This is a genomic window from Alcanivorax sp. (assembly GCF_051117345.1).
Taxonomy (GTDB): domain Bacteria; phylum Pseudomonadota; class Gammaproteobacteria; order Pseudomonadales; family Alcanivoracaceae; genus Alcanivorax.
The window spans coordinates 1-21,172 of the sequence record NZ_JBNPEC010000155.1 but is presented as its reverse complement, the minus strand read 5'-3'; the positions used below and the strand labels follow the sequence as shown (position 1 = coordinate 21,172).

Sequence of the window (21,172 nt, the reverse complement as noted above, 5' to 3'; positions counted from 1 at the left end):
TCTGCCCATCAACCACCCGGGACACTCCAGCAACCAGTGCGCTGATCGACCGCTATGAAAATGCTTTCCGATTCTTCCTTTTTGTGCCGCTTTCCATGCTGCCCCCAAAGATTTGCTCGGCAAAACCAGCCGATGATCAAAATCCGGGGGCGATTTTTTCGGTAATGGCCGACGGTGTCAAAAACCTACTATTTCTTTAAAGTGTGATGAAAGTCCTCTCGTCTGATTGGTTTTTAATCAAATAAGAGCAAGTTGAAACGACAGTACATTCATTAATGTGAGATATCTCACGAGCAACCGCTTGGTATTTACAGAAGGTAGAAATTTTACTTACAGAGACTGTCAGATATTGCTTACAAAAAGTTAGGAAACATCCTTGAAATAACAGCATTTTGTGAGAAGCCAACTTGCAATATTTTTTTATTTTTATGGGGCTTCAAGAAGACCCTGGATCGATGAGTAAAGGCATGCTGGTGTGCGGATTCAACGCCGCGCCAACACAGATTATCGATACTCCTCCGGCCACTGCGAGACATAATTCCTGCCCCTTTCCCTGACTCACTGCAATATCTCATCCCCCCAGCACCTTGAATCGATGGCGTAATCGAAACCCCAGATCGTCCACTAGTGTCAGCGTATGCCAGCCGGGTTCAGCGATGATGGCCTGTTCGTGGAAGTGACGGGTCTTTCCGAGGAAACGGTCATCCAGGTGCCAGAACAATTCTGCCTGGCTGCGCTGGTGGACCGCACGGAAAACAGCTCTCCCGAGGTGACCATTCAGCTCCACGGGAATATAGATGGCGGTACCAGCATGGGGATAGACCAGTGCCATGGGCGGCTCGCTTTGCATGGCACGGGCACCGGCCACACAGTCGGCCCGCCAGGCGGGCAAGGGCCGATAACGGGGATGATGACGGCGATAAAACCATGCCTGGGCCGGTGGCAGCACGAACCAGTCCCGATGCTGCATTTGGCTTACTGATTCACACTGGCTGTGCACCCGCTGACCGTTGGCATCCAGGTGCACGCGGATATGGTGTGGCGTGACGGTCTGAAAATGGCTCTGTCTCGGAGCCCACTGGTCCACGGTTTCGCACCGCCCCCCAGCCAGGTAGCCATCATCGGCACAGACCTGCACGGTTTTCAGTTCGCCCAGTGGCGGCTGCGGCCAGGACGCAGTGCCCAGCAGGCTGAACACATCCAGCATTAGTGGTGCAGCCGTCGCAGCACCGCCGAGGGAAGGAGCCGGCTCGCCATTGCCGTTACCGGCCCAGACACCCACCGTATATTGCCCATTACTGCCGATGGCCCAGGCATCGCGCAGGCCGTAGCTGGTGCCGGTTTTCCAGGCAATCGGCTGGCTGGAGGTGAACAGTCGCCACTGTTGTGCCGTGCCCGGTCTGGCAACCTCCCGCAAGGCCTGCAGGGTAAGCCAGGCGGCGCCGGGGCTGATCCTCATTCCCGGCACCGCTCCGGGTTGCTTCCCCATCAGTGTCTGTACCGATTCAGGTTTCTGCCCACTGGCGCTGGCCATCATCTGTGCATAGATGGCGGTGAGTTCATCCAGGCGCCCTTCTGCGCCACCGAGAATCAGAGTGAGCCCGTAGTCTTCAGCACTGCGAAACAGGGTGGTCATGCCCAGGCGCTGTAATTCGCTATGAAATCGCCCCAACCCGTAGTCTTTCAACATGCGTACCGCGGGAATGTTCAGTGACTGGCTCAGAGCCTGATGGGCTGGCACCGCTCCCCGATAGCCATGGTCAAAGTTTTCCGGGCTGAAGCCGCCGTAGTTGGTGGGCAGATCCGCCACCAGGGTACCGGGCAACAAGCGCCCATCATCCAGCATCAAGCCGTACAACAAGGGTTTGAGTACGCTGCCGGTGGAACGGGGGGCGCTGGCGATATCCACCGCCGCCCCGTACTCCACAGGGTCACCATGGGAGACGTTGCCCACATAGGCGCGGGTCTGCCGTTGCTGATGATCAATGACTACCACCGCCACGTTATGCACCCCATCGCGGGCCAGCCGCCGACCATGCTGCCGGGCCAGTTCCTGAACCCGCTGCTGGATATCCGCATCCAGCGTTGTGGTCAATAATCGTTGCGAGGAGGACTTCGACAACGTGTTAAGCAGGTGGGGAGCCAGACCCGGCAAAGGCCTGGGCGCAGCAGGTAAAGGTTCCACCAGCGCCAGCCGCAGATCCGCCTCTGCCATGGCACCCTGGCGGTGAACCTGTTGTAGCAAGGCATCCCGCTTGGTCAGCAGGCGTTCGCGATTACGCCCCGGATGGATCAGCGAAGGAGAATTGGGTAGCACCGCCAACAGGGCCGCTGCTGCCCAACTCAAGGCACCCGGTTGGCGTCCGAAATAACGCCAGGAGGCTGCACGCAAGCCGACAATGTTGCCACCGAAGGGAGCTCGACTCGCGTACTGGGCCAGGATCTCCGGCTTGCTGAAGTGCCACTCCAGCTGCAATGCCAGTAGCGCCTCACGGGCTTTTTCAATCAGGGTTCGCGGCGGGTCGTCGCGCAACAGGCGGGCCAGCTGCATGGTCAGGGTGGAGCCGCCACTGACCACCCTGCCCGCTTCCAGGTTCAGGCGCATGGCGCGGGCGATGGCTAGCGGGTCAATGCCCGGGTGTTGGTAGAAACGTCGATCTTCGAACAGCAGTAACGCCTGCTCGTACTTGTCAGGCAGCTGATCCACCGGCACAAAGCGCCATTGCTGATCCTCGGCAATCCGGGCGTCCAGCAAACGGCCGTTACGATCCAGCATCAAGGTGGCATAAGGCGTCTGGTCCAGCCGCTGCGGCAGCGGCCACCATTGCAGGGCCGCCAGCATCAGTAGCGAAGCAAGCAGCACGGCCGTCAGGAGAAATCGTCTTTTTCCGTATTGTCGCTTCATGGGCTGGCAGGCAGAGGGAGAAACCGAAAGCCTACTCAACAATGGGGAAAGGGTCGACCGAACAAAAAAACGGGCGCATCAAGCGCCCGGTTTGTATGCTTCAGGAAGGACTTAAAGGTGGAGGCCACACTCAGTCTTCTGCTGGCCTTTCCAGCGACCTTCGCGGCCTTCGCCCTTGAAGGTACAGTGGCTGCAGCCGATGGAGTTGTAGCCTTCCGCCACCAGCGGATGGAACGGCAGGTCATGCTCCTCGATGTAGCTGTCGCGCTGTTCCTTGGTGACGTCGATCATGGGGTTGAACTTGATCATCCCGCCACGCTCTTCGAACACCTGCAGGCCAGCCCGGTGCTCGGTCTGCCAGCCCATCAGGCTGGAAATCCACAGGTCGTAGTTTTCCTTGGCCTCATCCAGCGGATTCACCTTGTTCACCTGGCAGCACAGGTCCGGATCGGATTCCCACATACGGTTTTCCTGGGAAACCTGGTGATGATCCGGGTCCGGCGTCACGTCGATGACAGTCAGGCCAAAGCGCTCCACCAGATAATCCTTGTACTTGAGAGTTTCCTCAAAGTGGTAGCCGGTATCGATAAAATGCACCGGCTGCTCAGGACGAATCGTGGAGATGATGTGCAGGAAATAGGCAGAGGTCGCCGCAAAGGAAGAGGTCACCATGATGCGCTCGGGGGGGAAATCCTCGAACACACGGGCGATACGCTCTTCAAAACTCAACGGACCATAGACACGGTTCAGCTCCGCCAGAGCCTCTTTGGACAGACCGGCGGTGTTGTCTCCGAAACGTGTAATAAGCTGTGCACTACCCATGATCTACAGCACCTCAAAAACGGAATTGCGAGTGCCATGATAGGGGGTCAGCGAAGAAGATAAAGGAATATATGGTGATACTTTTATAACCATGGGGCATATAAAAGACCACCGGTAACCGCACCGGGAACCCGGACTAGGCGTCTTATCCCCGGTGCGGCCCGACATTTCCTGTCTCAGAACTTGTAGTTAAGGCCCAGTCCGATCAGTTCCTGGGAACCGAAGTCATTATCCACCAGACGTAAATACTCCAGGCTCATGCTGATGTGCTCTTCCATCCCCAGATCGAAGCCACCGCCGTAGGAGGCACCGTCGTCACGCAGGGTTTCGCCATTGAAGTCATTCTCCACATAGCTATAACCCCCGATCAGATACGGACGAACCGGGCCGGCCAACGGTGGCGTCAGCCGGGCATACACGCCGTAGTGGAAGTCGTTCTCTACCTCCACGCCGCGGTAGGAATCATCACCGAACGCCTTGCCGGCATGAACCTCGGCGCTAAGCAGCTCGTGCAGCACCATGCCACCACGCAGGGTCAGGCCGGTGAGAGTTACATTGCTGACTGAGCCACGATCAATATTCAACATATTGACCTGGGCACCCGTGTAAAACTCTGCCTGTGCCGCTGTGCCGGCCAACAACATCCCTGCTGCAATCGTTCCGCGAAAAATTCCGGATCTTTTCAACATTCAGCTCTCCTTGGTTTTTCTTATCAGTCCCATCGTGGACCATGGTCCACTCACCTATTGAAGCGGTCATAGCGTCAAAAGGAAAGTGCTGGGCGTAGCAGTATCTTTGACGGTCAATTACGGGTGATACGCGGTGAATGACAACTGCAGCACCTATTTACATAACTTAACAAAATACACGGAACGGATACTCTCAGTCTTGTCGGACCTGACAGGTGCCATACGCGATCACCCGATACGCCATGGTACAAAACTGCCCTCTCACATTCATGCACGGGGGCATGAATACGCAAAGGAGACTGATCGATGAAGAAGCCAATCACCGCCATGGCCGCACTGCTATTTTCCAGCGCGTTGAGCGCCACCGCCACTGCACAGCAGCCCGGCAGCTCCGGTGCACCGCAACAAGGCGCTCCGCAATCCCAGAACATGCCTCAGCAGCAGAACCTGCCGGATGCGTCCGAATTTTCCGACGCGGATCTGGATGCATTTGTTGCCACTCAGAAAGACATGGCAGGCATCCAGCAAAAGTATTCCCAAAAGCTGCAAGCCAACAAGGACAAGCCCAAGAAAGCCATGGAAGTGAAGCAGGAAGCCCAGCAGAAAATGGTGGAAGCCGTGGAAGACAACGGCCTGGAATTGAAAAAATACAACCAGATCGTTCGTCTGGCACAGCATGATGCAGACTTCCGCGCCAGCCTTCAGGAAAAACTATAACCCTAAGGTTGCAGACAAAAAAACGCCGGCTAATACCGGCGTTTTTTTGTTCCGAAAACCGTCAGAAGTTAACGGTTACGCCCAGCCAGTAACGTCGACCATCTTCCACGTAACCGTACTCATCCTCGAAGATTTCCTTGTCGGCCAGGTTGTAGATACCAGTATTCAGCTTCGCTTGCGGTGACACCCGGAACCCCACCCCCGCATCCACCAAGGTATTGGACGGCGCAATGATGGCGCTGCTTGATGGTCCGGTAGTCGGCTGGCTTTCCTCACCCCGGTAGCGCACCGTTAGCCAGGGAGAGATAGTATCTGTGGCCTGCCAGTTAGCCTGCAGGCTGGCCAGATGCTCCGGCAACTGGTTCAACGGTTCCCCTTTGTATTCCCCGGATTTCTGCTCGGAATCCGTATAGGTATAGCTGAGGTTCAATGTCAGCACCCGGTACAGCGTAGTCGACAACGCCGCTTCCACGCCCTGGGTTACCGCTTCATCCACGTTAACCCGATAGGTGGGATCGGAACCGAACTGGTTGGGACCGTCGGTGCAAATCTCAATCGGGCAGGCAATGCGGGTAATCTTGTCTTCAAAATCGTTATGAAAAACGGTGACGTTCGCCATCAGATCCCGCCCCGCATTGAAGTAGAGCCCCAGCTCCTTGTTCAATGACGTTTCCGGCTCCAGGTCCGGGTTACCGTAGATATTGCCACCACGACTCACCTGCCCCCAGTCCGGAGTAATTTCCCGCAATGAGGGAGAACGAAAGCCTGTGGACATGCCCCCTTTCAGGGTCCAGCGAGGGCTAAAACCCCACACCCCATAAAGACGCGGACTGAAGTGGCTACCAAAGTTGTCATCATCATCCAGCCGCGCCCCGGCGGTGAGGGCAAACGCATCGGTGAGCATCCATTCATCTTCCACAAACAACGCGTATTTTGCGGTATCGATACGAGTGCGATCAGAAATCCGGTTGGAGGTCTTGTCGGAGAGCGCTTCTTCCATAAAGTCCGCGCCCATGGTGACCCTATGATCGCCCAGTGGCATCACCAGTGACGACTTGGCCGAGGTGTTGGTAATCACCATCTCGCGGCTTTCGTTTTCTGCCTTTTCCCGTTGCACATAGGTGTCGGAGGTGCCGACCGCCCAACGCCCGGTATGGCTCAACGAGAAGGCGTCGCGACTGCTACGATTATCGGAATCTGTACAGCCACCTCGGCAACCGGTGGCTTGGGCGCTGTAACCGACCAGCGAACGACGACGCTGGTCTACCTGGCTGGCCTCCAGTACAAGGTCGTGATCCTTGTTGGGTGTCACCGACACCTTGGCAGTCAGGTTCTTCAGGGATTTTTCTTCAAAGCCGTTTTCAAACAGATCCTCTTCCCGATCCTGGAAACGACCATACAGTTGTAACCCTACCAACCCCTCCTTGAGCGGGCCATTGAGGCTGAAGTTACCCTGCTTGATATCCCCGGAGCGGGAATCGTCCTGAATGATGGTGTCCAGCTGGACCGAGCCGCCCCATTCATCGGCTACCTTGCGGGTAATGACGTTGACCACCCCACCAAGGGCATCGGAGCCGTACAGGGTAGACATGGGGCCGCGCACCACTTCGATCCGCTCGATACTCTGCAGGGGCGGCAGCCAGTCCTGCTCGAAACCGGCACTGCCGTTGGGGCGGGTTTCGCGAGTGGAGACACGCTTGCCATCCACCAGAATCAAGGTATATGACGAGGGCATGCCCCGCATGACGATATCGGTGCCGCGATCACCGGAACCACCACCGGTCACGATCACTCCGGGGATATCCCGCAGGGCATCGGTGGCATCCTTGTAATAGCGTTGTTCGATCTGCTCCCGGTTAATCACACTGATGGAAGCCGGCGCATCTTCCACCTGCTGTGCATAGCCCCCGGCCGTCACCGAAATCTGGCCCAGTTCGTGGCTGCCTTGCCCTGCCCAGCCGATACCGCTGGCTGTCATCAGAACCAACCCCAGGTTCCCCAAACGCATTCCCATCTTCCTTATCTCCTCAATAACATCGACAACACGACAGGAGCGCAGACGCCTCTTCTGGCAGGCAGATTCTGATCCCCCGGAAACGCGGCATAGCACCGCGCAGGACATGTATGAACATGCTTCACGCTGACAGATGATATTGATTCTTATTTATGAAGGAAGGAGATTTACAAACTATACAGCCGCTGGCAGACGCAAGTGGACCCGCAGGCCAGGATCAGCGTTTTCTGCCCACAGCTCGCCATCAAGCCGCTGCACGGAACGGCGGGCAATGCTCAGCCCCAGCCCGAAACCGCTATTGCCGGCCCGGGCACTGTCCAGGCGGACGAAAGGTGCGAAGATATCTTCCAGCCGATCCACAGGCACACCGGGCCCCTGATCAGTGACCCAAAGGTGCCAGCAACCCCCTTCCCGGGTTCCCGACAGGGAAACCTGTCCCTGCGACGGGGAGTAGCGAACCGCATTGCGCACCAGATTTTCCAATACCTGGGCCAGCGCATTGAGATTGCCACAGACCTGCGCCTCGGCAGGAAGATCACAGGGAAAGCGGGAAGGGTGCCAGCCACTTTCAAAAGCGGCGTTGTCACTCACCACATCCCAGAGTGCCAACAACGAGATCGGCTCCTGCCCACCGTCGCCGGATTCCGTGTCATGCCAACCCAGGGTAAGCGTATCGTTGACTAGGGTACGCATCTGCACCAGCTCACGGGCCACCCGCTGTCGTAACCCCGTTTCATCCAGATCACTCTCCAATGCCACTGCCAGTCGACTGAGTGGCGTGCGTAACTCATGGGACATATCGTTGAGGAGCTGACGCTGGGTGGCGAGCATGGCCGATACCTGCTCGGCCATATGATTGAAACTGCGTGCCACATCACCAAATTCGTCTCGGCGGCGACTCAGCGATGGCTGGACCCGGGCCTCGGGATCATCCTTGAATTGCATCACCTGATGTTGCAAGACCCGCAGCGGCACGCGCACGCGCCAGGACAGCAGCAGACCGAGTCCCAGCGCCACCAGGGCTGGCAGCCCGACCATCAGCAGGGACTTCCAAAGTGGCCAATCCTGGCCAGGCATGTAACGGGGCGGCAGCTGCATCACCAGGCTGCCCTGCTCCGGCTTTTCCGGGAAAGGCACACCGATATAGGGCATGGAGCGGTAGCGAAAACTCATGCGCCATTGCAGGCCTCGCTGGAACCGCAGGCCGGCCCGTTCCGATTCCGTCAGGGGAATACCACTAAGCGACTGGTCATCCTGGCTGACCACCATGATGTCACCCGGTTCACGGTCACGCATGGCGGCAATCCAGGACGCCACTCCCGTTGCACCGTTCTGCTGCCAGGCCTGCTCCGCCTCGGCGGCATAACCACGCATGACCGCTTTCGCCTCATCGCTGAGCAACAGGGCACGACTGCTGAGGGTCCGGGTGAGCCAGTCGCTGAGCGACACGGTGCACACCGCCGTCACCATTAGCAGCAGTGCCAGCCGCCACAGCAGGGAATGTCGGCGCAACATCACAGTTGTTCGGTAACCAGGGTATAGCCCTGACCCCAGACGGTACGCACCGTCGATTCCGGCACGCCGACATCACGCAACTTGCGGCGCAGATGGCTCACATGCAGATCCAGACTCCGGTCGTGGCGACCACAGCCCCGGTACAGCACTGCCTGGTAAAGGAAGGGCTTGCTCAACACCTGGTCACGGTGCTCCAGCAGCACCTGCAGCAGACGAAATTCCGTGGTGGTCAGTCCCAGATCCAGATGCTGGTAGCAAGCGCTCTGGTTGCTCTCTTCCAGAACCAGCCCGCGCACCGAATCCGGCAATGCCACCCGGTGCCGCTCCATGCTGACCCGCCGGAGCACCGCCTCTACGCGCACGACCAGCTCGGCCATACTGAACGGCTTGGGAAGATAGTCATCCGCCCCTCCGATCAGCCCCTGAATCCTGGCCTGCTCATCGCCGAGGGCGGACACCACGATCACCGGCACCGGACTCCGGTGGCGAAGCTGGCCCAGCAATTCCAGGCCATTCAACCCCGGTAACAGGATATCCAGCAATACCAGATCAAAGTCTCCGGAGGCCGCTGCCGCCAACCCCAGCGTGCCATCAGCACAGAGAGTGACCTGATAACGGCGCTCGGACAGAAAATCATGTAGATGCGCGCTGAGCACAGCATCATCTTCAATGACCAGTAAACGGGAGGGGATTTGCGCAACAGCATTCATTTGCGAATGGTAGGAATTATCATTTAACAAATCCAGCATTATTTGAATTTAATTCACTCCCGCCCACAGGCCTTACATTCTTTACTGCTGCACGGCTATTTAAAAAGAACCATTCTCATTACCATCGCTGCCATCGAAATGTGCTGGGTCTTCTTCCGTTGTGAACAAGAAACGTAAAGCCTTCTGGCTGAAACAGCTCCACCAGTGGCACTGGATCACCTCGGCCCTTTGCCTGATCAGTCTGCTGCTGTTCAGCATCACCGGGATAACCCTCAACCACGCCAGTGCTATCAGCGCCGACCCGACCACCCGGGAACAGGAAAAGCTCCTGCCCAATCCACTGCTAGAGCAACTGAGTCGTCACCAGGAGGGCGCCCTGCCCGTCCCGATCCGCGATTGGCTGGAGCAGGAGATGCAGATCCGCATCGACGACAAGGCCGCCGAATGGTCTGCCGGAGAAGTCTACCTGGCCCTGCCCCGGCCCGGCGGAGACGCTTGGCTGGCCATTGATCTTGTTGATGGCAGCGTGCTTGCCGAGCAGACCGACCGGGGCTGGATCGCATTTTTCAACGACCTGCACAAGGGTCGTCATACCGGCATCGCCTGGTCCTGGTTTATCGACATCTTTGCCGTGGCCAGCCTGCTGTTCGCGCTCACTGGCCTGGGGCTGATGATGCTCCACGCCAAACGCCGCCCGGCCACCTGGCCGGTCACCCTGGCCGGGCTGGTACTGCCCTGGCTGCTGATCGTGGTTTTCATGCATTAAAAGGACAGCCCTATGCGTTTACTCCCCCTCGCACTGCTTTCCCTGCTGGCCAATTACGCCAGCGCCGATACCTTTCAGGTAGAGGTAGAAGTCCCCCGGCTGCGGGTGGCGGAATACCACGCGCCCTACGTGGCCTTCTGGGTGGAAAACACGGACCGCAGCACCATCGTGCCCCTGGGGCTGTGGTACGACGACCAGGAAAAGTGGCTCAAGGATATCCGCCAGTGGTGGCGACGCACCGGCCGGGGCCAGCAAAAGCCCTACGACGGCCTCACCGGCGCCACCCGCAGCCCCGGCAAGCACCAAATGGATTTCAGCGAGCTGCAAAGCCTGCAGAACCTGCCCGAAGGCGACTACCAACTGGTGGTGGAAGCCTCCCGGGAAGTCGGCGGCCGGGAAGTCGTGCGCCTGCCCTTCCAGTGGCCGGCCAGAAACCACCAGCAACAACAGGCTGACGGTACCACTGAGCTGGGCACCGTCACGCTCAGTGTAAAACCCTGACGCCAATAAACATGAAAAGGAGAAGCGCCATGAACATCACGTTAAAACGCATCGGCCTGCTGTCACTGCTGGCAATCGCCCTGCCTGCCCAGGCTCACAAACTCTGGCTGCTGCCCAGCCACACCAGCGTTTCCGAGCCGCAATGGGTCACCGTGGATGCCAGTATTTCCAACGAGATCTTCGGCGTGGAGCGCGCCTATCCGCTGGACAACCTGGAAGTGACCGGCCCGGATGGCAAGGCTGCCACCGTGGAAAATCTTCTCAAGGGCCACCGCCGCAGTGTCTTCGATGTGAACCTGGACAAGCCCGGCAGCTACCGTATCGCCGTGGCCGGCCCCGGATACTTTCTGATGTACCAAGTGGATGGTGAACGTAAACGCGCCCGTGGTATGGATGCGGACAAGCTGCTTGCCCAACTGCCTGACAATGCCAGCGACGTGACACTAAGCGAAGTCCACAACCGTCTGGAAACAGTGGTCACCCTGGGCGCCCCGACGGCCATCCGGCCCACCGGCAAAGGCATGGAACTGGAAATGCTCACTCACCCCAACGACCTGTACGCCGGTGAGACCGCACAGTGGCGGCTGCTGGTGGACGGCAAACCGGCATCTGATGTGGAAATGGAACTGGTCCCCGGCGGCACCCGCTACCGCGACAGCCAGGATAACTGGACCGTGACCAGCGACGACCAGGGCATGCTGTCCATCACCTGGCCGCAGGCCGGTCGGTATTACCTGGAAGCAAGCAGTTCTGACGACAAGGTCAGCAACAAGAAAGCGGATCAGCGGCGGCTGCAGTATATGGGGTCGGTGTGAGGGCTGCCGCTGTGCATATAGCTTCGATGTGGTTTCACCACGGGAGGTGTCGAGCCAGACGGCCCGCACCCTGGCCGCGATATTATCCCTAATTATTCGACGAAGCCGCTGCAGGAACGTAGCGTAGCGGAGTAACGACCGTAGGTCGGCCCGAAGGGTGAGCGTAGCGAATACGGAGCTTGGGCCACGAACCTTGCGCAGCAAGGAAATCGCCCGCAGGGCGATCAGGAATCCCAGAGCTAAGAGATTCCGTTAATTAGCCAATACGTCGCCACAAATCGCGCCGCCAGTGACGCTCCTTCAGCGGCTTCGTACAGATGACCAAGTCCTGGCAGCTTTCCAACGTTTTCCGATCCAACGCTCGTAGCTCGTACCTCGTAGCTAGCGATTAACCCCGTCAATCAGACCCCGCATCGTGCGCACGGCTTCATCCAGCCCGGAAATCACGGCCCGGGCGATGATGCTGTGGCCGATGTTCAGTTCGTTGATGCCGGGAATGGCGGCGATGGGCAGGGTGTTGTGGTAATGCAGACCATGGCCGGCATTAACCACCAGGCCCTGCTCCAGCGCATAAACGACGCCATCACGGATCTTTACCAGTTCCTGCTGCTCGCTGGCCGGGTCCGTCGCATCGGCATAATGGCCGGTATGAATTTCGATGGTAGGCGCACCACATTCCTGGGCCGCACGGATTTGCGCCGGGTCCGCATCAATAAACAGGGACACATCGATACCCGCCTCCCCCAGGCGCTGGCAGCACTGGGCAATCCACGCTTGGTTACCCACCACATCCAGGCCACCTTCCGTAGTCAGCTCTTCGCGCTTTTCCGGCACCAGGCAGCAATGGGGCGGCTTGATGCGACAGGCAATGGCAACCATTTCCTCGGTGGCGGCCATCTCCAGGTTCATGCGGGTCTGCAGGGTCTGCGCCAGCAGCTCTACATCGCGGTCGTTGATGTGGCGGCGATCTTCACGCAGATGCACAGTAATACCATCCGCCCCCGCCTGCTCCGCCACCAGCGCCGCCTGCACCGGTTCCGGGTAGCGGGTGCCACGGGCCTGGCGCAGGGTGGCGATGTGATCGATGTTAACGCCGAGCAATACTCTGGACATAATACTCACCTTAAAACGGATTCTTTGCGTCGCGGGCAATTCGATGTTCTAGCTTCTAGCTTCTAGCTTCTAGCTTCTAGCTTCTAGCTTCTAGCTTTCAGGATGGTGCCCCGCCTGAATCGGAACACTATGTTTGTTTTCTCTAGTCGCTAGCAGCTCGAAGCTAGACTCTGCTTTTCACTTCTCCCGAAACAGCTCGCGGCTTTTCAGGGGTTTGTCGCCCAGATGCGGGGCCAGTAAGGCCCGGCACAGGTGGAGAGCCGTTTTACGGGCTGCCGGTTGCCAGTCGCCGTTGACGATGGCCAGTAAGTCGTTGCCGTGATAGCCCTTTTCGGCAGGCAACAGGCCCTGCTGCGGGTCCAGCAGGTAATATCCGTCAGCGCGCAGTACCTCGCCGTGAATATCGTACCCCAGAGCGATGCCGTAGCCCATTTCCTCCAGCAGGCCCAACTCGAACTGCCGCAGGGCCACATCCAGCCACTGCCCTTCCATCAGCGCATGGAGGGCCTGTTCATAGAGCGGCCAGATCTCCGCATGAGGGTCGTCCCGATGCAATAACCGGGTTAGCAGTTCGTTGAGGTAAAAGCCGCAGTACAACGCCTTGCCCTGCAAAGGAAGACGCGGGCCCCGGGGCTCACAACCGCGCAAGCTGTAAAGCTCGCCAGCACTTTTCAGTTCGATCCACAGGGGAGTAAAAGGGGCTAGCAGAGGATCCTTACGCCCTCCCCGCACCACCGCACCCACACGTCCCAGCGCGGGCAAAAACAGCTCCACGATCAGACTGGTGTTGCGGAAGGGCCGGCGATGTAACAGCCAGGCCGGTTGCAGGGTGGGGTTCACGGGAAAAGCTCCTAGCTTCTAGCTTCTAGCTTCTAGCTTCTAGCTTCTAGCTTCTAGCTTCTAGCTTCTAGCTTCTAGCTTCTAGCTTCTAGCTTCTAGCTTTCAGGATGGTGCTTCGCATAAAGCCAAACACAATGTTTTTCTAGCAGCTCATAGCTAGAAGCTCGTCGCTCAATTCCGTTCGTCATAGCCAAGCGAGCGCAACGCCCGCGCATCGTCGGACCAGCCAGCCTTGATCTTCACCCACAGATTCAACATCACCTTGCGATCAATCAGGCGTTCAATGTCTTCCCGTGCCTGGGTGCCGATCTGCTTGATGCGGTCACCGCCATCACCAATGAGAATCTTTTTCTGACCACGACGTTCTACCAGGATAGCCGCAGAAATTTCAGTGACGCGGGCGCCCTCTTCCCACATTTCCACTTCCACGCTGACCTGGTGGGGCAGTTCCTGGCCCAGCTGACGCACCACTTTTTCACGAATAATTTCTGCCGCCATGAAACGCAAGCTGCGGTCGGTGAGCTGATCTTCGTCGTACCAGAATTCCCCTTCCGGCAAGCGCTCCACCAGCGCCTTTTCCAGCTCCATCAGGTTCTGTTCCTTGAGCGCAGACACAGGCACAACGGCATCGAACGGGTAACGCTCGGTGAGCGCCTCAATGTGCGGCAGCAACTGGGCTTTGTCGTCCAGACTGTCCACCTTATTGATGATCAGCAGCACCGGCATTTCCGGATGTGCGGGCAGCAGCGACAGCACGTACTCATCGCCCGGGGTCCACTTGAGACCATCCACCATCATGCAGACCACATCCACACCACTGAGCGTGGAAACTGCGGCTTCGTTCATGGCCCGATTAAGCGCTCGCTCCTGACCGGTATGAATGCCCGGGGTATCCGCAAAGATAATCTGATAGTTGTCCCGGGTATGGATGCCGTGGATACGGTGGCGGGTAGTTTGCGGCTTGCGCGAGGTAATGCTGACCTTCTGCCCGATCAGGTGATTCATCAGAGTAGATTTACCCACGTTGGGGCGTCCAACGATGGAGATCATCCCACAGCGGGTCGGTGTTACGTCAGTCATACTGCTGCTCCAGCCAGCTCAGGACAGTGGCCGCGACCTGCTGTTCGGCCTTGCGGCGGCTGGCTCCCTGGGCCTTGAAAGTTTGTTGCATCTGCTCCAGTTCACAGGTCACTTCAAAGGTCTGCGTGGGAGCGAGACCTTCCACCTGGGTGACCTGGTAGGTGGGCAATTCGAATTTGCGGGCCTGCAGCCATTCTTGCAGGCGGGTCTTGGCATCTTTCTGGGCACTCTGCGGAGTGATGATCTGCAGCCGTTCACCGAACCAGTTCAGCACTACCTCCCGGCACGGCGACTCGCCACCATCCAGCAGAATAGCGCCGATAATGGCTTCCAGAGAATCAGCGAGAATGGAATCGCGACGGAAACCGCCACTTTTCAGTTCGCCACCACCCAACACCAAGTAATCCCCCAGGCCCAGTTCCCGGGCCACCAGGGCCAGGGTCTGGCCGCGCACCAGCGACGCCCGCATCCGGGTGAGTTGCCCTTCTGCCGCATCCGGAAAGCGCTCAAACAAGGCAATGGAAATGATTTGCCCGAGCTGGGCATCACCGAGAAATTCCAGGCGTTCGTAGTTACGATGGCGGCTGACACTGCGATGGGTCAGCGCCAGTGCCAGCAGTTCAGTATCATTGAAACGATAGCCCAATCGGGCCATCAAACGGTCAAGATCATTATTCACTGGCGAACGTCTTTGCTGAACTCGTCCTGAAAAGTCATAACAATGCTGACATTGTAAAACAAAGGCTCGCGAACCTCGTAATCGGTGCTGATTATAAGGATCCCGCTATCCTTGCTGATTGCAAGATCGTCGGCGCTGATCACATTAACCTGGTTGATTTTAAACCGTTTGCTCAGGGCTTCGCGCACTTCATTGGGTGACATTAACGCGGTCTTGCTATCCTGCATCAGGGACTTGATTGACGAAGAGATGGTGTTGTGTTCCATGTAGGCGGGCACCATCCGCAGAGCTGCCGTACCCAACACAACGGCAACGAGCAGAATCACTGCCCAGCCAATCATTGAAATCCCACGTTGTTGTGATGGCATTGTCATCATTGTTAGTTAGCCTCCACCTTGTCTATGGCGCCATTACGGGAAAAACTGGGTATCGAGAAGATCGGCTTCCAGTGCATCCAGATCAGGAACGCCTCCCCCACTACCAGCTCTTCCGGGACTATACCCCAGAATCGGCTGTCGTTACTGTTATCCCGGTTGTCGCCCATCACAAAGTAGGCGCCTTCCGGCACCTGCCACTCACCCTGAGTCCGGCTCTGCGGTACCTTGCGGCCGGTGAAGGGGTTGATCTTGCCTTCCTGCCAGATCAAATGACGGCTATCACCGAGCTGTTCCACATACTCACGCCGCCAAGCGCCCGAGCCTTCCCACTCGCGGGCCAGCTCACGCGTCACCGGTTCGCCATTCACCGTGACCACGTTGTCCTTTACCTGCACGCTATCACCGGGCAGGCCAACCACCCGCTTGATGAAGTTCTGGCTGCGATTTTCCGGAAATTTGAATACCAGAACGTCGCCACGCTGGGGCTCGCCAGTCTCGACAATCTTGGTGTTGGTCACCGGCAAGCGCAGTCCATAGGCGAATTTGTTCACCAGAATGAAGTCGTTCACTTGCAGAGTCGGCAGCATGGACCCGGATGGGATGGTAAATGGCTCAACGATGAAGGAGCGGATCACCAACACCACGAAGAAAACGGAAATCAGGGAATTGGAGGTTTCCACCGCCCCTTCCACACGCCCACCTTTCTGCTTGAGCTTGAAGATCTTGTCGATCACCCAGACCGTAACGGTGACCAGCAGCGCCAGGGAAAGCCAGAAACCAATATCGATATCCATCAATCATCCACCTTGAGTACCGCAAGGAACGCTTCCTGGGGGATTTCCACATTGCCCACCTGCTTCATGCGTTTCTTACCTTCTTTCTGTTTCTGCAACAGCTTTTTCTTACGCGATACGTCACCACCGTAGCACTTGGCGTTCACGTTCTTGCGCAGCGCCTTGTCTGTCTGACGTGCACTCACCTTGTTGCCGATGGCCGCCTGAATGGCCACATCGAACATCTGCCGCGGCACCAGTTCCTTCATCTTTTCGCACAGGGCACGGCCCCGATAGGCGGACTGGTCCAGGTGACAGATCATGGCCAGAGCGTCCACTTTGTCACCATTGATCAGTACATCCACTCGTACCAGCTTGGTGGCTTCAAAGCGTTCGAAGGCATAATCCATGGAGGCAAAACCCCGGCTCACGGACTTGATGCGGTCGAAGAAATCCAGCACCACTTCGGCCATGGGAATGTCGTAGGTCAGCGCCACCTGTTTGCCCAGATACTGCATGTTGATCTGCGAGCCACGGCGCTCCACACACAGGGTAATCACATTGCCCACAAACTCCTGGGGAACCAGGATGTTGACGCGGGCGATGGGCTCACGGAATTCCTCAATCTTGTTGGCATCCGGCAGCTTTGAGGGATTATCCACGTAAAGCACGCTTTCATCGATCTGCATGATTTCATAGACCACCGTGGGGGCGGTGGTGATCAAGTCCAGGTCGTATTCGCGCTCCAGGCGCTCCTGGATGATCTCCATGTGCAGCATGCCCAGGAAGCCCACCCGGAAACCGAAGCCCAGGGCATCGGAGGTTTCCGGCTCATAGAACAGCGAGGCATCGTTGAGGGTCAGCTTGGCCAGCGCATCACGGAAGTCTTCGTAATCATCGGCGCTGACCGGGAACATGCCCGCGTACACCTGCGGCTTCACTTTCTTGAAGCCCGGCAGCGCCGGCACATCCGGGGTCTTGGCAAGGGTCAGGGTATCGCCCACCGGTGCGCCATGAATATCCTTGATGCTGCCGCTCACCCAGCCCACTTCCCCGGCTTCCAGGTGTTTGGTCTCGGTACGTTTCGGCGTAAAGATGCCGAGCTGATCCACCACATGGGTCTGGCCAGTGGATTTCACCAGGATCTTGTCGCCCTTCTTCAGACGACCATGCTTCATCCGCACCAGGGAAATCACGCCCAGGTAATTGTCGAACCAGGAATCGATGATCAGCGCCTGCATATTCCCTTCCCGCTCGCCTTCCGGGGCGGGAATGCGCTCCACCAACTGCTCCAGCAGGTCATCCACGCCAACCCCGGTCTTGGCGGAGACGCGGCAGGCATCGTGGGCATCCAGGCCGATGATCTCTTCGATCTCGTTGATCACCATATCCGGCTCTGCCTGGGGCAGGTCAATCTTGTTGAGCACCGGCAGCACTTCCAGGTCCTGCTCGATGGCGGTGTAGCAGTTGGCCACAGACTGGGCTTCCACGCCCTGGGCCGCATCCACCACCAGCAAGGCCCCTTCACAGGCGGACAGGGAACGGGATACCTCGTAGGAGAAATCCACGTGTCCCGGGGTATCAATGAAATTCAGCTGGTAGGTTTCCCCATCCCGGGCCTTGTAATAGAGCGTCACGCTCTGGGCCTTGATGGTGATGCCCCGCTCACGCTCCAGCTCCATGGAATCCAGCACCTGCTCTTTCAGCTCGCGCTGGGTCAGCCCCCCGCAGACCTGGATAAAGCGGTCCGCCAGGGTGGATTTGCCATGGTCAATGTGGGCGATGATGGAGAAGTTGCGAATATTCTTGATGTCAGTCATAGGGCCTGTTGCACAAAAGAGTGTTGCCGGGAAAACGGCACGCAGTGGGGCGCGATTCTAGCCTGAACGGGAGGGGGTTGCACGGGAGTTGGCCCAGACGGGCCACGGGGGCATGTTCCGGGCGCCCCGGGATGCTGCCGGAGTTGAGTTACGAGGACCGAGTCACGAGAAGCGAAAGGCATAAGGCCCGTTCTGCTGTTCGTTACTCGCTCCTCGTGACTCGCGACGGATTCATCGCCGGCAAGCCCCCGGGCCATGCCCCAAACCGCCCCTCAGGGCAGCTTGATGGGCAGGAAACGGGGGTTGCCGTCCCGGTTGATCAGGGCAGCTACGGTACCGCTCTCGGGCAGGGCCGCCACCACTTCGCTGAATGATTCCGGGTCATTCACCGGTTTATTATTCAGCGTCACCAGAATATCCCCACTGGCAATGCCTGCCTTGGCGGCAGGGCCATCGCCCACCTCGGTGACGATCACCCCGGCTTTCAGATCCAGGCGGCTCAGTTCGGCGGCACTGGCGGCGCGCACTTTCAGCCCCAGGGCATTGGCGCCATCCGGCGCAGCCTGGCCGGCAGCACCACGCAGGGCCATCTCCGGGTCGTCCGGCAGCAGGCCGATAGTCACTTCCAGTTCTTTTTCCTTGCCGTCACGAATGACCACCATGTCGGCATCCGTTTCCGGCGTCACCCGACCGACCCAGCGAGGCAGCTCGGAGGAGCGATAAATGGTTTCGCCGTTGAACGAGACGATGATGTCACCGGCCTGAATACCGGCCGCTTCAGCGGGAGAGCCTTCCAGCACCTGGGACACCAGCGCTCCCTTCGGCTGATCCAGTCCGAAGGATTCCGCCAGGTCGCGATCCACTTCCTGGATCAGCACACCCAGCCAGCCACGGCTGACCTTGCCGTGTTCCTTGATCTGGCTGACCACATCCATGGCCATATCAATGGGAATAGCAAAACTGACCCCCATATAGCCACCGGAACGACTGAAGATCTGGGAATTGATGCCCACTACTTCACCGCTCAGGTTAAACAGCGGGCCGCCACTGTTGCCCGGGTTGATGGCCACATCAGTCTGGATAAACGGTACATAGCTGTCATTGGGCAGACTGCGGCCCTTGGCGCTGACAATCCCTGCGGTGACACTGCTGTCGAAGCCGAAAGGCGCACCAATGGCCAACACCCACTCACCGACCTTGAGATCGTCGGAGGAGCCGATATCCGCCACAGGCAGATCTTCGCCGTCCAGCTTCAGTAGGGCCAGATCGCTCTGTTCGTCGGCGCCGACCAGCTCGGCCTTGAGCTCACGGCGGTCCTGCAGACGCACGATGATTTCATCCGCCTCGGCCACCACATGGTTATTGGTCAGTACATAGCCATCCGCGGAAATGATGAAACCGGACCCCAGCGAGCGAGCCTCCCGTTCCTGGGGCATGGAAGGCACACCGTCTTCACCGCCGAACTGTTCGAAAAAACGACGGAAGAATTCCGGCAATTGATCAAGCTGATCACGAACAGATTTTTCGCTCTGGCGGGTGATGGTGCTGATATTCACCACCGCCGGGCCTTCTTTCTCCACTAGGCGGGTAAAATCCGGCAGACCGGTTACCAGTGGTTCTGCCCGCTCTCGGGAGACCTTGCTATCCGGCTCGGTACAGGCCACCAGCAGGCCCGTGAAAATCACCAGACACAGTGTCGCCACTCGCTGAAATCCGCTCATTGGGCTCTCCTTTTATTTTGCAGGCTGCACCACCACCGCCTGGCAACCATCGTCCCCGGATGTCACCAGATACGGCTGATAAGCCCGATTATGACTCGCGCTTCGACTCAGTACACGGTTGATTACAAACCCCAACACCAGGCCGCCCATGCCAAACAGGGCCGATGCATCAAACGCCGTCACCGGGAGTAATGTCCCCAGCACAGACCCGGCCACCAGCAGAGCCAGCGGCAGACCATAGACCCACAGGACGCCACGCATGAGCGCGCCATCCGGCAGTGCCAATTGCACGGTATCACCGACCTGATGAATCTCACGGGAAGAAACAGGAACACGCAGATGGGCACGCTGCCCGCTCTGCTGTTGATTGACAAGATGATGGCCACATCCGGCCTTGGCCTTGCAGGCACCGCAGGTTGAGGCACGCACGGTCTCTACCCAGATGGCCTCGGCTTCCACCGCTACCACTGTGCCCTGCTCCAGAAGCATTACGGTTGACTGTCCCTGACGCTGATGCCATCGATCACGCGCAGCGCCGTACTTTGCGGCACTTCACCGACCAGGGTCACCAGATAGACACCGCTGGGGGCGGCAAGGCGGCGGCTTACCGCCACCGTGGGCCCAACCCGGCTGACGCCCTCTTCCACGCTGTTCTCGCCAATGGCTTCCACGAACACCGTAAAGGCCGCCAGGCCATCACTGAAACCACGAGCAGCCACCGGTGCGCGATCCGTTGCCGCCTGCCGCCAATCCTGCTCCATGGCACGGAAACCAGCCGGTAGCCACTCAGGGGTAACCGCCAGTTTCAGGGAAGGGTGAGACTCGGCCACCGGCGACAGCGCCTTTTCATGGCGCGCTTCCGGCACCGCGAAATGATCGAGGCCCAGCTGCGGTGACAAGGTGAGAGTGATGAATTCCACACGTTCCAACGCGACACCACTGCCATCCACGATTTCGGATTTGAGCAGCAGCCGGGATTCCTGATCCAGCCACAGGCGATAACCGTAACGATGGGTATCCAGCGGTGCCACCCGCATACGAGTGGCATGGCGTCCGGCGACCCGGCCATCGCCATCCACCAGGATGTTGTACTGTTCCGGCAGATCACTGGCCAGGCGATCACCCAATGCCAGGGGACCGACCTGCTGACTGTTAAGGCGGGTGAGACTGCGATCCGGGTGCAGGCAGAGCACCTCGTCGCCACGACGAATCACTTCCACCAGACGCCCATCCAGATGGGTCAGACGCTGGTACTGGCGACCATCGATCACCGCATGGCTGACTTCCATGGTGCTGACTTCAGCGCCGAACTGGT

General features: G+C 58.4%; 21 protein-coding genes. 5 read left to right on the top strand and 16 right to left on the bottom strand.

Features of this window, described 5'->3' with window-relative positions:
* Positions 1-200, top strand: a 200-nt coding sequence (locus ACFE0K_RS10165; protein WP_434535957.1) for a hypothetical protein, incomplete at its 5' end; no start/stop codon positions are given.
* Between the two features lie 371 nt (positions 201-571).
* On the opposite strand, the gene pbpC is transcribed toward ACFE0K_RS10165, so the two are convergent.
* From pbpC to ACFE0K_RS10150, 3 genes are all read right to left on the bottom strand, one after another.
* The gene (gene pbpC, locus ACFE0K_RS10160) at positions 572-2,863 is read right to left on the bottom strand and encodes a penicillin-binding protein 1C (RefSeq protein ID WP_434535956.1); all 2,292 of its coding nucleotides are present in this window, start codon (positions 2,861-2,863) and stop codon (positions 572-574) included.
* A gap of 153 nt (positions 2,864-3,016) precedes the next feature.
* Positions 3,017-3,727 (bottom strand): phosphoadenylyl-sulfate reductase, encoded by a 711-nt coding sequence (locus ACFE0K_RS10155; protein ID WP_434535955.1) that lies wholly within the window; start codon positions 3,725-3,727, stop codon positions 3,017-3,019.
* A 176-nt stretch (positions 3,728-3,903) separates the two neighbouring features.
* Positions 3,904-4,416 (bottom strand): outer membrane beta-barrel protein, encoded by a 513-nt coding sequence (locus ACFE0K_RS10150; protein ID WP_434535954.1) that lies wholly within the window; start codon positions 4,414-4,416, stop codon positions 3,904-3,906.
* Between the two features lie 306 nt (positions 4,417-4,722).
* Between ACFE0K_RS10150 and ACFE0K_RS10145 the strand changes: the two genes are divergently transcribed.
* Positions 4,723-5,133 (top strand): DUF4168 domain-containing protein, encoded by a 411-nt coding sequence (locus ACFE0K_RS10145; RefSeq protein ID WP_434535953.1) that lies wholly within the window; start codon positions 4,723-4,725, stop codon positions 5,131-5,133.
* A gap of 61 nt (positions 5,134-5,194) precedes the next feature.
* Here ACFE0K_RS10145 and ACFE0K_RS10140 read toward each other — a convergent pair whose 3' ends face one another.
* The 3 genes from ACFE0K_RS10140 to ACFE0K_RS10130 all read right to left on the bottom strand — a co-directional run bounded on the left by ACFE0K_RS10140 (position 5,195) and on the right by ACFE0K_RS10130 (position 9,372).
* Entirely contained in the window at positions 5,195-7,141 is a 1,947-nt protein-coding gene (locus ACFE0K_RS10140; protein WP_434535952.1) for a ligand-gated channel protein, read from the bottom strand.
* Between the two features lie 180 nt (positions 7,142-7,321).
* Positions 7,322-8,662, bottom strand: coding sequence for a sensor histidine kinase (locus ACFE0K_RS10135; RefSeq protein WP_434535951.1), 1,341 nt, complete (start codon positions 8,660-8,662; stop codon positions 7,322-7,324).
* On the bottom strand, positions 8,662-9,372 hold the full coding sequence (locus ACFE0K_RS10130; RefSeq protein WP_434535950.1) for a response regulator transcription factor: 711 nt from the start codon (positions 9,370-9,372) through the stop codon (positions 8,662-8,664). Before ACFE0K_RS10130 ends, ACFE0K_RS10135 begins: the two co-directional genes overlap by 1 nt.
* 160 nt (positions 9,373-9,532) lie before the next feature.
* Here ACFE0K_RS10130 and ACFE0K_RS10125 point away from each other — a divergent pair, with 160 nt between their 5' ends.
* From ACFE0K_RS10125 to ACFE0K_RS10115, 3 genes are read left to right on the top strand one after another with little or no spacing between them, the layout of a single operon-like run.
* Positions 9,533-10,138: a PepSY-associated TM helix domain-containing protein gene (locus ACFE0K_RS10125; RefSeq protein WP_434535949.1), complete on the top strand. Its 606-nt coding sequence runs from the start codon at positions 9,533-9,535 to the stop codon at positions 10,136-10,138.
* A 12-nt stretch (positions 10,139-10,150) separates the two neighbouring features.
* Complete coding sequence (locus tag ACFE0K_RS10120; RefSeq protein ID WP_434535948.1) at positions 10,151-10,639, top strand: DUF2271 domain-containing protein; 489 nt, start codon at positions 10,151-10,153, stop codon at positions 10,637-10,639.
* A 29-nt stretch (positions 10,640-10,668) separates the two neighbouring features.
* The gene (locus ACFE0K_RS10115; RefSeq protein ID WP_434535947.1) at positions 10,669-11,454 is read left to right on the top strand and encodes a DUF4198 domain-containing protein; all 786 of its coding nucleotides are present in this window, start codon (positions 10,669-10,671) and stop codon (positions 11,452-11,454) included.
* 381 nt (positions 11,455-11,835) lie between these two features.
* On the opposite strand, the gene pdxJ is transcribed toward ACFE0K_RS10115, so the two are convergent.
* The 10 genes from pdxJ to ACFE0K_RS10065 all read right to left on the bottom strand — a co-directional run.
* Positions 11,836-12,567 (bottom strand): pyridoxine 5'-phosphate synthase, encoded by a 732-nt coding sequence (gene pdxJ / locus ACFE0K_RS10110; protein ID WP_434535946.1) that lies wholly within the window; start codon positions 12,565-12,567, stop codon positions 11,836-11,838.
* Positions 12,568-12,744: 177 nt separating this feature from the next.
* Entirely contained in the window at positions 12,745-13,407 is a 663-nt protein-coding gene (gene recO / locus ACFE0K_RS10105; RefSeq protein WP_434535945.1) for a DNA repair protein RecO, read from the bottom strand.
* Positions 13,408-13,578: 171 nt separating this feature from the next.
* Complete coding sequence (era, locus tag ACFE0K_RS10100; RefSeq protein ID WP_434535944.1) at positions 13,579-14,487, bottom strand: GTPase Era; 909 nt, start codon at positions 14,485-14,487, stop codon at positions 13,579-13,581.
* On the bottom strand, positions 14,480-15,166 hold the full coding sequence (gene rnc / locus ACFE0K_RS10095) for a ribonuclease III (protein WP_434535943.1): 687 nt from the start codon (positions 15,164-15,166) through the stop codon (positions 14,480-14,482). Before rnc ends, era begins: the two co-directional genes overlap by 8 nt.
* A complete protein-coding gene (locus tag ACFE0K_RS10090; protein ID WP_434535942.1) occupies positions 15,163-15,543 on the bottom strand; it encodes a DUF4845 domain-containing protein in 381 nt (126 codons plus the stop codon). The genes rnc and ACFE0K_RS10090 overlap by 4 nt, the downstream gene beginning before the upstream one ends.
* A 2-nt stretch (positions 15,544-15,545) precedes the next feature.
* Positions 15,546-16,337: a signal peptidase I gene (lepB, locus tag ACFE0K_RS10085; RefSeq protein ID WP_434535941.1), complete on the bottom strand. Its 792-nt coding sequence runs from the start codon at positions 16,335-16,337 to the stop codon at positions 15,546-15,548.
* Positions 16,337-18,136, bottom strand: a complete 1,800-nt coding sequence (gene lepA / locus ACFE0K_RS10080) for a translation elongation factor 4 (protein ID WP_434535940.1) — start codon at positions 18,134-18,136, stop codon at positions 16,337-16,339. The genes lepB and lepA overlap by 1 nt, the downstream gene beginning before the upstream one ends.
* A 272-nt stretch (positions 18,137-18,408) precedes the next feature.
* Positions 18,409-19,857 carry a DegQ family serine endoprotease gene (locus ACFE0K_RS10075; RefSeq protein ID WP_434535939.1) on the bottom strand — a complete coding sequence of 483 codons (1,449 nt, stop codon included), beginning with the start codon at positions 19,855-19,857 and terminating at the stop codon, positions 18,409-18,411.
* Positions 19,858-19,869: 12 nt separating this feature from the next.
* The gene (locus ACFE0K_RS10070; RefSeq protein ID WP_434535938.1) at positions 19,870-20,346 is read right to left on the bottom strand and encodes a SoxR reducing system RseC family protein; all 477 of its coding nucleotides are present in this window, start codon (positions 20,344-20,346) and stop codon (positions 19,870-19,872) included.
* The coding region (locus ACFE0K_RS10065; protein ID WP_434535937.1) for a MucB/RseB C-terminal domain-containing protein at positions 20,346-21,172 on the bottom strand (827 nt) is incomplete at its 5' end. The genes ACFE0K_RS10065 and ACFE0K_RS10070, both read right to left, overlap by 1 nt.